Annotated in this window: 9 protein-coding genes; 8 read left to right on the forward strand and 1 reads right to left on the reverse strand. The window is 76.2% G+C overall.

Annotated elements, in window-relative coordinates; translation table 11 throughout:
* The 8 genes from AKI01S_RS00705 to AKI01S_RS00740 form a co-directional block, all read left to right on the forward strand.
* Window positions 1-1,364, forward strand: a 1,364-nt coding sequence (locus AKI01S_RS00705) for a pyridoxal phosphate-dependent decarboxylase family protein (RefSeq protein WP_067811037.1), incomplete at its 5' end; no start/stop codon positions are given.
* 77 nt (window positions 1,365-1,441) lie between these two features.
* Window positions 1,442-2,038, forward strand: a complete 597-nt coding sequence (locus tag AKI01S_RS00710) for a GNAT family N-acetyltransferase (protein WP_083998703.1) — start codon at window positions 1,442-1,444, stop codon at window positions 2,036-2,038.
* Window positions 2,039-2,095: 57 nt separating this feature from the next.
* A complete protein-coding gene (locus AKI01S_RS00715) occupies window positions 2,096-3,340 on the forward strand; it encodes an alanine racemase (RefSeq protein ID WP_245681428.1) in 1,245 nt (414 codons plus the stop codon).
* A gap of 35 nt (window positions 3,341-3,375) precedes the next feature.
* Window positions 3,376-5,199: an IucA/IucC family protein gene (locus AKI01S_RS00720; RefSeq protein ID WP_083998705.1), complete on the forward strand. Its 1,824-nt coding sequence runs from the start codon at window positions 3,376-3,378 to the stop codon at window positions 5,197-5,199.
* Window positions 5,196-6,632 (forward strand): lysine N(6)-hydroxylase/L-ornithine N(5)-oxygenase family protein, encoded by a 1,437-nt coding sequence (locus AKI01S_RS00725; protein ID WP_067811039.1) that lies wholly within the window; start codon window positions 5,196-5,198, stop codon window positions 6,630-6,632. Before AKI01S_RS00720 ends, AKI01S_RS00725 begins: the two co-directional genes overlap by 4 nt.
* Window positions 6,629-7,960, forward strand: a complete 1,332-nt coding sequence (locus AKI01S_RS00730; RefSeq protein ID WP_067811042.1) for an MFS transporter — start codon at window positions 6,629-6,631, stop codon at window positions 7,958-7,960. Before AKI01S_RS00725 ends, AKI01S_RS00730 begins: the two co-directional genes overlap by 4 nt.
* Window positions 7,957-9,753, forward strand: coding sequence for an IucA/IucC family protein (locus AKI01S_RS00735; protein WP_067811044.1), 1,797 nt, complete (start codon window positions 7,957-7,959; stop codon window positions 9,751-9,753). The genes AKI01S_RS00730 and AKI01S_RS00735 overlap by 4 nt, the downstream gene beginning before the upstream one ends.
* Window positions 9,753-11,111, forward strand: coding sequence for a glutamine synthetase family protein (locus AKI01S_RS00740; RefSeq protein WP_067811047.1), 1,359 nt, complete (start codon window positions 9,753-9,755; stop codon window positions 11,109-11,111). Before AKI01S_RS00735 ends, AKI01S_RS00740 begins: the two co-directional genes overlap by 1 nt.
* Before the next feature lie 209 nt (window positions 11,112-11,320).
* Here the strand turns inward: AKI01S_RS00740 and AKI01S_RS00745 are convergent, their stop codons facing one another.
* Entirely contained in the window at window positions 11,321-11,737 is a 417-nt protein-coding gene (locus AKI01S_RS00745) for a limonene-1,2-epoxide hydrolase family protein (RefSeq protein ID WP_067811050.1), read from the reverse strand.
* Between the last annotated feature and the right edge of the window lie 9 nt (window positions 11,738-11,746).

The raw sequence follows: 11,746 nt of genomic DNA on the forward strand, positions 1-11,746 counted from the left end.
TGCCCGGCGGCGGCCCGGCGGCGGTCGCGGCCCGCACCCGCGCCCTGTGCGTCCCGATCCTGCCCGAGGAGGGCCTGCCGGTGGAGGAGGCGCTGTACGGCGTGGCCCGCGCGGCCGCCGAGGGCGCCGCCGACCCCTCCGCCCCCCACTGCGTGGCGCACCTGCACACCCCGCCGCTCGCCGTGGCCGCCGCGGCGGACCTGGCGGCCTCCGCGCTCAACCCCTCCATGGACTCCTGGGACCAGGCGCCCGCCGCCGCGGTCGTCGAGGAGGAGGTCACCGCCGTCCTCGCCCGGCTGGTGTACGCCGGCCGCCCCGATCCCGACGCGGTCATCACCAGCGGCGGGACCGAGTCCAACCTGGTCGCCCTGCTGCTGTTCCGGGAACGGGCGCTCGCCGCCGGGGCCCGCGCGCCGCGGGTGTTCGTCGGCGCCAACGCCCACCACAGCGTGCGCCGGGCCGCGTGGCTGCTCGGCCTTCCCGAGCCGGTGGTCGTCGACTGCCCCGGCGGCCGGATGGACCCCGCCGCGCTCGGCCGGGCCCTGGCCGCGCACGCCGGACGCGACGGGTCCCCGGCGCTGGTGGCCGCCACGGCCGGGACGACCGACGAGGGGCTGATCGACCCCCTGCCCGAACTCGCCGAGGTGGCGCGCGCGCACGGCGCCGAGCTGCACGTCGACGCGGCCTACGGCGGCCCCCTGCTGTTCAGCGAACAGCTGGCGCCGCGGCTGGCCGGGATCGAGCACGCGGTGTCGGTCACCTACGACCTGCACAAGCTGGGATGGCAGCCGGTGGCCGCCGGGGTGCTGGCGGTCGCCGACACCGCCCTGCTGGAGCCGCTGTCGCTGACCGCGGACTACCTCAACGCCGACGACGACACCGAGGCCGGGCTGCCGGACCTGCTCGGCCGCTCCATCCGCACCTCGCGCCGCCCGGACGCGTTGAAGATCGCGGCGACGCTGCGGGCCCTGGGCCGCCGGGGCATGGCCGGCGCGGTCGAGCACTGCGTCGGGGTGGCCGAGGAGTTCGCCCGCGCCGTCGACGCGCATCCGGCGCTGCGCCGCCACGCGGGCTCCCCCGGCATCAGCACCGTGCTGTTCCGGCCGGTGGCGGCCGACGCGCTGGCCGAGGCGGCGGGCGAGGAGGCGGGCGACGAGCTCGTCGCGGGCGTCCGGCGGGAGCTGCTCGCCGAGGGGCGGGCGGTCCTCGGCCGGGCCCGGGTCGCCGACCGCGACGGACGCCGCCGCCTCTGGCTGAAGGTGACGCTGCTGCACCCGCGCACCACCGCCGCCGACCTCGACGCCCTGCTCAAGCTGGTCGCCGAGCGGGCGGAGAACCCCGCCCCGGCCGGTACCGGCCACTAGCGGCCCCCGTCCCCCAGCCGGGGACGCCCGGCGGCCGCGCGCCGCCGGACGCCCCGGCCGACCCCCGGAGAAGGACCATGACCGAACTGCTCACCGACGCGGGCCCCGCCCCCGTCTCCCTCCCGAACGCCCCGGCCCTGCGCATGGAGCGCTTCGACGGCCCGGCGGCCGGGGAGCGGCTCGCGCTGTGGGTGGACGCCTACGAGGACGTCTACGCCCACGCGCTGGACCTCAGCGACCACAACGACCCGTCGATCGCCGAACGCCTGGAACGCCACCGCGGGCGCCCCGGCTTCGAGCTGGTCGCCGCCTTCGACGGCGAGCGCGTCGCCGGGTTCCTCTACGGCTACACCCTCCCCGAGGACTCCCTGTGGTGGAAGGGCCTCACCCCCGCGCCCGACCCGGAGTTCGTCCGCGAGTACCCGGGACGCACCGTCGGGCTCTGCGAGCTCCTGGTCGGAGTGCCCTGGCGGCGGAGCAGCGTCGCCGCCACGCTGCTGGAGTCGTTCCTGGCCCGCCGTCCGGAGGAGCGGGCCGCCGCGCTGGTCGCCGACGGCAACGCCGTCGTCCTCGGCCGCTACGCCGCCTACGGGTTCACCCCCGTCGGCACCATGGAGCCCTACCCCGGCTGGCGCCCCCACACCATGATCGTGCGTTCGCTGCGCCCGGCCTGATCCGCGCCGCGCGCCCCGTCCCTCCCCGCGTCCCCTCCCACCAGCAAGGCAGCCGTCGTGTCCATAGAACTCCCCCCGTCCGCCGCGCCCCGCTCCGCCTACCCCGCCGACGTCGTGCCCGCGCACGTGCGGCAACGCGTCCTCGACCTCGCGCGGGCCGGGACACCGGTCGCGGCCTACCTGTACGACGGCCGGGTCGCGGCGGGGCGCGCCCGCGAGCTGCGCGCGGCGCTGCCCGCGTGGGCGGCCGTCTACTACGCGGTCAAGGCCAACGCCTTCCCGGGGATCGTCGAGGCGCTGGCCCCGCACGTCGACGGGTTCGAGGTCGCCTCGCTGTCGGAGCTGGCCCTGGCCACCGCCGCCAGGCCCGCCGCGCCCGGCTCCCCCGCGCCGGTCGTCGCGGCGGGACCGGCCAAGTCGGTGCCCGTCCTGACCGGGCTGGTCGAGGCCGGGGTCGAGGCGATCAACGCCGAGAGCCCGCTGGAGCTGCACCGCGTCAGCCGCATCGCCCGCGAGCGCGGCACGACCGCGCGGGTCGCGCTGCGCGTCAACCCCGCCGAGATCCCCGTCACCGGGTCCCTGCACATGGGCGGCGAGCCCTCGCAGTTCGGCGTGGCCGAACCGGACGTGGCCGACGCGGTCGCCCTCGCCCGCCGCCTGCCGGGCGTCGACCTGGTCGGCTTCCACATCCACGCCGCCTCCAACAACCTCGACGCCGAGACCCACGCGACCTACCTGCGCTGGTGCGTGGAGTGGAGCCTCGCCACGGCCGCCCGGCACGGCGTGGACCTGCGGCACGTGGACGTCGGCGGCGGCATCGGCGTGAACTTCGAGGGCGAGAAGCCCTTCGACGTGGCCCGGTTCGGGGAGCTGGCCGCCGACGTCGCGGTGCCCGAGGGGGTGAGGGTGGCGCTGGAGCCCGGCCGGTTCCTGGTCGCCGACTGCGGCTGGTACGCCGCCGAGGTCACCGACGTCAAGCACTCCTACGGGCGGTCGTTCGCCGCGCTGCGCGGCGGCATCAACCACTTCCAGCTCCCCACCTCCTGGGACATCGTCCACAACGTCGCGGTCCTGCCCGTCGAGGAGTGGCCGGAGGACTGCCCGCGCCCCGAGGCCGCCGACACCCGCGTCACGTTCGTCGGCGAGCTGTGCACCCCCGAGGACACGCTGCTGCGGGACGTGCGCGTGGACCGCGTGCGCGCGGGCGACATCGCCGTGTTCCCCTACGCGGGCTCCTACGGCTGGGAGTTCGCCATGCACTCCTTCCTCGGCCACCCCGTCGCCGACCGCGTCCTGCTCTGACCGGGCCCCGCCCGTTCCCCTCCCCGGAGTCCCCGATGCCCCTTCCGTCGCCCCCGCCGACCACGGTCGGCCCCGACCCCCTCGACCACCGGACCCCCGCCGGCGGGCCCGACCCGCTCGACCACCCCGACCCGGCGCGCGCCGCCGACGCGGCCGCCGTCGAGACGCTGCTGCGCGCCTACGTCCGGGAGACCGGCACCAGGGTGCCCGCCCCCGGCCGCGACCTGCTGCTCGACCTCCCCGCCAGCGGCCTGCGGCTGAGCGTGCCGGTCCGGTACCGCTCGGCCACCGGCTGGCACCGCTTCGGCGTGCCGGCCGTGCTCGGCACCGGCCGGGACGACGCGCCGCCCGCCGACGTGGCGCTGGTCGCGGCGGCGGCGGTCCGCGAGTCCACGACCGGCCGCGGCCACCCCGCCCACCTGGGCGCCGACGCCGTCGGCCGCGTCATCGACTCCGCCGCGCGGATCGCCGCCCACCTGGCGTCCCGCCGTGCCGAGCCCGACGGGGCCGCCGGGCCGACGCCGTTCCTGGACGCCGAGCAGGCGCTCCTGCTGGGCCACCCCTTCCACCCGGCGCCCAAGAGCCGCGAGGAGGCGACCGAACGGGAACTGGCCGACTTCTCCCCCGAGCTGCGCGGCTCGTTCGCCCTGCACTGGTTCGCCGCCCGCCCCGAGATCGTGGTCGGCGACAGCGCCGACGGCCGCGCGGTGGCCGACCTGCTGCGCCCGCTGGCCGACGGCGTCGACCTGCCGCCGGGCACCGTGCCGGTCCCCGCGCACCCCTGGCAGGCGCGGGAGGCGGCGCACCGGCCGGAGCTGCGGCGGCTCGTGGACGAGGGGCTGCTGATCCCGCTGGGGCCCGGCGGGGCGCCCTGGTTCCCCACCTCCTCGGTGCGGACGGTCCACCGGCCCGACGCCGAGGTGATGCTCAAGCTGTCGCTGGGCATGCGCATCACCAACTCCCGCCGCAACAACCTGCGCGGCGAGATGCGCCTCGGGGTCAGCGCCGCCCGGCTGCTGGCGGCGGGCCCCGCCGACTGGCTGCGCGCCGAGCACCCCGACTTCGCGATCCTGCGGGACTTCGCCTGGGTCTCGGTCGGCACCTCGGGCGCCGAGACCGGCCTGGAGACCGCCGTGCGCGACAACCCGTTCCGGGGCGGCGGCCGCGAGGGACTGTGCGTCGCCGGGCTGCTGGCCGAGCGGACCGGCCCCGGCGACGGGTCGGCGCCCCGGCACCGCAGCCTGCTCGCCGCGGCCGTGGCGCGGGCCGCCCGCGCCCACGGCACCACGGTCGCGGCGGCCGCCGCGCGCTGGCTGGAACGCTACCTGGACGTCCTGGCCGTCCCCCTGATCCGGTTGCAGGCCCGCTACGGGATCGCCCTGGAGCCGCACCACCAGAACACCCTGGTCGCCCTCGGCGACGACGGCCTGCCGGACGCGGGCTGGTACCGCGACAGCCAGGGCTACTACCTCGCCGAGTCCCGCCTCGGCGAGGTGGAGCGCCTGCTGCCCGGCGCGACCGACGACGTCGAGCTGGTCTTCGACGACGCCTTCGTCGACGAACGCGTCGGCTACTACCTCGGCATCAGCAACCTGCTGGGCCTCGTCGGCGCCCTGGGCTCCCAGGGCCTGGCCGGCGAGGGCGACCTGCTGGCCGTGCTGCGCGCGCGGCTGGAGCGGCTGCGCGCCGCCGAGCCCGGCGCCAAGGGCCTGCTGGACCTGCTGCTCGACGCGCCCACGCTGCGCTGCAAGGGCAACTACCTCACCTGCGTGGACGGGCTCGACGAACTCGTCGGCGACGTGCACACCCAGTCCGTCTACATCGACCTTCCCAACCCCCTCGCGGAGGAGCGGCGTTGAACCCCCAGACCCCCCATGACGCCCCGCACGACGCCCCCTACGACCTCGTCGGCGTCGGCATCGGACCGTTCAACCTTTCCCTGGCCGCCCTCGCGGACGGCGTGCCGGACCTGAAGGCGCTGTTCCTGGACGCCAAGCCCGCCTTCTCCTGGCACCCGGGCCTGCTGCTGGACGGCACCACCCTCCAGGTGCCCTTCCTCGCCGACCTGGTCACGATGGCCGACCCCACCAGCCCCTGGTCGTACCTGAACTACCTGCGGCACCACGACCGGATGTTCCCGTTCTTCTTCTCCGAGCGGTTCCTGATCCCCCGCCGCGAGTACGACCACTACTGCCGCTGGGTCGCCGAACGGCTGCCCTCCTGCCGCTTCGACGCCGAGGTCACCGCCGTCACCTGGGACGACGCCGCCGGGGCGTTCGCGGTGACCCACCGGTCGGCCGACGGCGCGACCGGACGGGTGCTGGCCCGGCAGGTCGTCCTCGGCGTCGGCACCACCCCGGTGGTGCCCGAGCCGCTGCGGCCCCTGCTGACCGACGCGCACCGGGGCCGCGTGCTGCACAGCGCCGACTACCGCGACCACCGCGACACCCTGGCGGAGGCCGACGACGTGACCGTGCTCGGGGCCGGGCAGTCCGGCGCCGAGGTCGTCCTCGACCTCATCCGCCGCCAGGACGGGGACGGGCGCGGCGGCCCGTTCGTCCGCTGGCTGGCCCGCACCCCCGCGTTCGCCCCGATGGAGTACTCCAAGATCGGGCTGGAGCACTTCACGCCCGACTACATCCGCTACTTCCGCGGGCTGCCCGAGGAGCGCCGCGAGCGGCTGGTCCGCGAGCAGTGGCAGCTCTACAAGGGCGTCAGCGTCGAGACCCTCGCCGAGATCCACGACGAGATGTACGAGCGCACCATCGGCGGCGGGCGTCCCCGCGTCGACCTGCACCCGGGCGTCGAGCTGCGCGCGGTCGAGGCCGACGGTGACGGGTACGCGCTGACCTGCCACCACGGCCAGCAGGACCGCTCCTTCACCTTCCGCACCTCGGCGATCGTCGCGGCCACCGGCTACGCCGCCACCCGCCCGGCGTTCCTGGACGCCATGGGCGACCTGGTCGACTGGGACGCCAGGGGCCGCTACCGGATCGACGACCGGTACCGGGTCGCGCTCGACCCGCGCGTCGGCGGCACGCTGTACGTCCAGAACGCCGAGATGCACACCCACGGCGTCGGGGCCCCCGACCTCACCCTCGGCGCCTGGCGCGCCGCGAAGATCCTCAACGCGGTGTGCGGGCGGACCGTCCTGCCGGTGCCCGAGCGGGCCGCCTGGACGACGTTCGGCGCGCCCGAGGGCTCCGCCGCCTCCGGCTCCCCCGCCGCCTCCGGCGACGACGTGCCCGTCCCGGCGGAACGCCTGCCGGACCCGATCGGACCCCGGCGGTGACCCCTTCCCGGGCGGCCGGGAAGGCCGACCCCGCGCGGCCCGGGGTGCCGCTGCGGGCCCTCCTGGTCGCGGTGATCGCGCTGTACCTCGTCGCCGAGACCGCGCTCGCCCCGTTCTTCCCCCAGCTGTTCGAGCGCCTCTACGACGTCGACGACCCCGAGGCGACCGGCCTGTACCTGTGGGTCTGCCGCATCATGGGGCTGGTCGCGCTCCCGCTGTGGGGGCTGGCGGCCCGCCGGTGGCCGCTGCACCAGTGCGTGGTCGCCGGGCTGTGCTCGGCCGCCGCGGTGGACGTGGTGCTGGGGTTCGCGCCGAGCTACGTCGCCTTCACCGCCCTGTCGGCCGTCTCGGTGGCGTGCAACGCCGCGCTGCTGCTGGCCTACCCGGCCTTCGTCGCCGAGTGCACCCGGAAGGCGGCCGAGGAGCAGGGCGACGCCGAGCACGCCGAGCTGGCCGCGGTGCGCTCCATCGTCGTGGTGTTCCACGTGACGGCGGTGGCGGCGACCCTGGTCGGGGCGGCCGTGCTCGCGCTGCCCGACCCGCGCCTCGGCGTGTCGGCGTTCGCGGTGGCCGACGTGCTGCTGGCGGTCCTGATCCTGCGGGCGCTGCGGCGGCTGCCGTCCGGCGAGCGACGGCCGGTGCCGTCGTCCGGGAACGCGGGCGGAGGGCGGGCCGCCGTCCCGCGCCGCCGCTGGTGGCTGCTGCTGGCGCAGGCGGCCCTGATCGGTGTCGCGTTCGACTTCGCGCTCGCCGTGGCGCGCCCGTTCTTCACCGAGTTCGCCGAGGGCCTCGGCAGCGGCTCGCTGGGCGGCGCGGTGCTGTTCTTCCTGCCGAGCCTGGGCGCGCTGGCGACGCTGCCGCTGGCACGGCGCTGCCACGACCGGTTCGGCCACCGGCTGCTGCCGGTGGCGGCCACGGTCTGCGCGGCCGGGTTCGTGTGGCAGTACGCGGCCGACGGTCTCCCGGAGCTGGTCTGCGGCCGGCTGCTGACGGGGCTGGGGCTGGGCCTGGCGCAGGTGGCCGTGGAGATGCGGATGTTCCACTCCACCGGCACCGCCGGGCCCGCCTTCACCGCCGTGGAGACCGTGCGTTCGGCCGGGCTGCTGGCGGCCCCGCTGGTGTCGGCGGCCATGGTCTCCCACGGCCTGGCCCTGCCGCTGACGGTCGCCGCCGTGGCGCTGCTGTGCGTCGCCGCGGCCGCCCTGCCGCGGGCGCGGGCGTCCGGTTCCCCCGTCCCCCTTCCGGCCCCGTCCGACACCGCTTTCGCCGCCGTCCCCGGCGAAGCGCCCGTGCACGCCCCCCTGCGAGTCAAGGAGTACGACCGATGAACCCCGTCACCCGAGACGCCTGGGCCGAGGCGGGCCGCCGGCTGCTGGTCAAGGCCGTCGAGGAGTTCGCCTACGAGGAGCTGCTGGTCCCCGAGCCGGATCCGGCGGGTGGCGCCGACGCCTACCGGCTGGACTTCGGCGACGGCGTCCGCTGGACCTTCCGCGCCGCCCGCGGGACCTTCGGCACCTGGCGGCTCGCCGGGCCGCCCGCGCGCCACCCCGACCCGGGCGACGGCGAGGCGGGCCCCGAACGGTTCCTGCTCGACGCCCGCGGCGTGCTCGGCTGGGACGGCCCCACCACCGCCGAGGTGCTGCGGGAGCTGACCGCCACGCGGCGCGCCGACGCCGGGTCCCTCGCCCGCGCCCTGCCCGCCGCCGCCCTGGCCGACCTGGACCACCTCGCCCTGGAGGCCCACCAGGACGGGCATCCCTGCATGCTGCTCAACAAGGGCCGGCTCGGCTTCTCCGCCTCCGACTCGGCGGCCTACGCGCCCGAGACCGCCGAGGCGGTCCGCCTGGTCTGGGCCGCCGTCCACTCCAGCCTCGCCGCCTACTCCGGCGTCCCCGGGCTGGACGCCGAGACCCTGCTGAAGGAGGAGCTGGACGAGGAGGTCCGCGAGCGGTTCGCCGCGGCGCTGGCGGCGGCCTGCGCCGGCGGCCCCCACCGTCCGGCCGACTTCGTCTGGATGCCGGTCCACCCGTTCCACTGGGACGAGGCGGTGGAGACGCTGTTCGCGCCCTACCTCGCCGAGGGCCGCATCGTGCGGCTCGGCGAGGGCCCCGACCGCTACCGCCCGCTCCAGTCGATCCGCACCCTCGCCAACCTCGACCACCCGCACCGCCGCAACGTCAAGGTGCCGCTGCTCATCCGCAACACCCTGGTCTGGCGCGGCCTGTCCACCGAGCCCACCTCCGCCGCGCCGGACGTCACCGCCTGGCTGCACGGCGTCCGCGCGGCCGACCCCTACCTGCGCGACGAGCTGGTCTTCCACCCCCTCGGGGAGGTCGCCGCCGTCGCGGTGGGCCACCCGCTGTACGAGTCGGTCCGGGACGCCCCCTACCGCTACCACGAGCTGCTCGGCGCCGTCTGGCGCGAGCCCGTGGACGCCCTGCTGGGCGACGGGCGGCGCGCCCGCACCATGGCGGCCCTGCTCAAGGTCGGCTCCGACGGCCGCGCCCTGGCCGCCGAGCTGGTCGCGCGCTCCGGGCTGCCCGCCGACCGGTGGCTGGAGGCGTTCCTGTCGGCCCTGCTGCCCGGCCTGCTGCACTACCTGTACCGGTACGGCGTCGCGTTCTGCCCGCACGGCGAGAACACCGTCGTCCTCTACGACGAGCGGGACGTCCCCGTCGGCATCGCCGTCAAGGACTTCGCCGAGGACGTCAACCTGCTGCCCGGCGACCACCCCGAGTACGCCGGCCTGCCCGAACGCGCCGACCGCGTCCTGCTGCGCTGGCCCGCCCACGAGCTGGCCCACTCCCTGCTCAGCGCGGTCTTCGCGGGGCACTTCCGGTTCTTCGCGCCGCTGGCGGCCGAGCACCTGGGCGTCCCGGAGGAGGAGTTCTGGGCCATGGTGCGCCGGGAGGTCGAGCGCTACCACGCCCGCTTCCCCGAGCTGGCCGACCGCTTCGCCGGATTCGGGCTGCTGGCCCCTGAGTTCGACCGGGTCGCCCTCAACCGCGAGCAGCTGCTCGGCGGCGGCTTCCACGACCGCGCCGAACGCGACGAGGGCTTCGACGTCGTCCACGGCCGCGTCGCCAACCCGCTCGCCACCGCGTTCCCCGAGGAGAAGTGATGTCCGCCCCCTCCTTCGACCATCTGCGCGCCGAGGCCGAGGCCGGCCGCCTGGAGGAGGTCGTCGTCGCGGTGCCCGACCTCCAGGGACGGCTGCAGGGCAGCCGCCTGTCGGCGCCCTACTTCCTGGACGAGGCCGCCGCCGGCGGTTTCAACGCCTGCGTCTACCTGCTGGCCACCGACGTGGAGATGGACACCGGCCCCGGCTACGCGATCGACGCCTGGCAGAGCGGGTTCGGCGACTTCGTGCTGCGCCCCGACCCCGGCACCGTCCGGCTGCCGCCCTGGGACCCGGGCACGGCCGTGGTGCTGGCCGACGCCTCCTGGCCCGACGGGCAGCCGGTGCGGGTCGCGCCCCGCCGCGTCCTGCGCGAGCAGCTCGACCGGCTCGCCGCCCTCGGCCTGACCGCCCTCGCCGGGACCGAGCTGGAGTTCCTGGTGTTCGGCGAGTCCTACGCGCAGGCCTGGGAGCACCGCTACCACGGGCTGCGGCCCGCCACCCGGTACAACGTCGACTACTCGTTGCAGGGTCTGGAGGGCGTCGAGCCGCTGGTGCGGCGCGTCCGCCGCGAGATGACGGCGGCCGGGCTGCGGATGGAGACCGCGCGGGCGGAGGTCCACCCCGGCCAGTACGAGATCGTCTTCCGGTACGACGAGGCGATGCGGACCTGCGACAACCACGTCTTCTTCAAGAACGGCGTCAAGCAGATCGCCGCCGCCGAGGGCCGCGCGGTCACGTTCATGCCCAAGTTCGACGAGGGCGAGGGCAACTCCTGCCATGTCCACCTGTCGCTGCGCGGCACCGACGGCGCGGCCGTGCTGGCCGACCCGGCGGCCGGGGACGGCATGTCCGACCTCATGCGGCACTTCATCGCCGGGCAGCTTGCGTGCATGGCCGACTTCGCGCTGCTGATGGCCCCCAACGTCAACTCCTACAAGCGGCTGCGCCCCGGGGCGTTCGCGCCGACCGGCATCGGCTGGGGCCGCGACAACCGCACCTGCCCCGTCCGGGTCGTCGGCGCCGGTCACTCCCTGCGCATCGAGCACCGGGTGCCCGGCGGCGACGCCAACCCCTACCTGGCGGTGGCCGCGATCATCGCGGCCGGGCTGCACGGCGTCGAGAACGAGCTGCCGCTGCCCGCGCCCCACCGGTCCAACGCCCTGGCCGACCCGGCGGTCCCGCGCCTGCCCGGGACCCTCACCGAGGCCCTGCGCCGCTGGGAGAACAGCCCCGTGGCGGGGAAGGTCTTCGGCGACGACGTGGTCGGGCACATCGCCCAGGCCGCGCGCGCCGAGCTGGAGGCGTTCGAGGGCGCGGTCACCGACTGGGAGCGGGTCCGGGGCTTCGAGCGGCTGTGAGGCGGGCCCGGAGGACGAGGGTGGCGGAAAGAAGGCGGCGGAAAGAAAAGGGTGCGGGAGCCGTCCCCCCGGCGACCCCCGCACCTTGACGCCGTGTTGGCGACGTCACCGGTGTCAACGCAGGCAGTAGGGGGTTTGTTCCAGTTGGCGCGGTTTTTACCCGGGCCCGTCGCCGCGCGGCGTCCGGGCGGGCCGCGTCACCGGCCGTGTCACCGGCCGAGGCGGGCCAGCGCGGCCCCGAACAGGCCCCGCGCCGAGGCCGCCAGGAGCGTGGCCCAGTCGAAGTGGTCCCGCCAGAGGGTGATCTCGCCGTCGTGGACCTCGAAGGTGCCGCAGACCCAGAACTCCGCGCGCCAGGGGCCCGCGACCAGGACGTCGGTGCGCTCGGTCAGCACGACCGGGCCGTCGGCGGCGATGTGGTGGACGCGGGCCTCGAAGCCGGTGCCGTAGCGGGCCATCGCGCGCAGCGTCCGTTCCACCGCCTCGCGGCCCCGGGCCGGAGGGAGGGGCACGTTCTGGTAGACGATCTGAGGGGCCGTGAAGGACAGCGCGTGGTCGACGTCCAGGGCCTCCAGCGCTCGGAGGAAGTCGGTGACGGCCTGGATCTCGGTGGGTGCGTCGGTCATGCCTTCGCA

This window comes from Actinomadura kijaniata NBRC 14229 (assembly GCF_001552175.1).
GTDB classification, from domain to species: Bacteria; Actinomycetota; Actinomycetes; order Streptosporangiales; family Streptosporangiaceae; genus Spirillospora; species Spirillospora kijaniata.

Excerpts from the sequence above, each read along its gene's own strand:
- AKI01S_RS00720 (WP_083998705.1), top strand. The coding sequence starts at position 3,376 with ATGCCCCTTCCGTCGCCCCCGCCGACCACGGTCGGCCCCGACCCCCTC.
- AKI01S_RS00745 (WP_067811050.1), bottom strand. The coding sequence starts at position 11,737 with ATGACCGACGCACCCACCGAGATCCAGGCCGTCACCGACTTCCTCCGA.
- AKI01S_RS00710 (WP_083998703.1), top strand. The coding sequence starts at position 1,442 with ATGACCGAACTGCTCACCGACGCGGGCCCCGCCCCCGTCTCCCTCCCG.
- AKI01S_RS00740 (WP_067811047.1), top strand. The coding sequence starts at position 9,753 with ATGTCCGCCCCCTCCTTCGACCATCTGCGCGCCGAGGCCGAGGCCGGC.
- AKI01S_RS00735 (WP_067811044.1), top strand. The coding sequence starts at position 7,957 with ATGAACCCCGTCACCCGAGACGCCTGGGCCGAGGCGGGCCGCCGGCTG.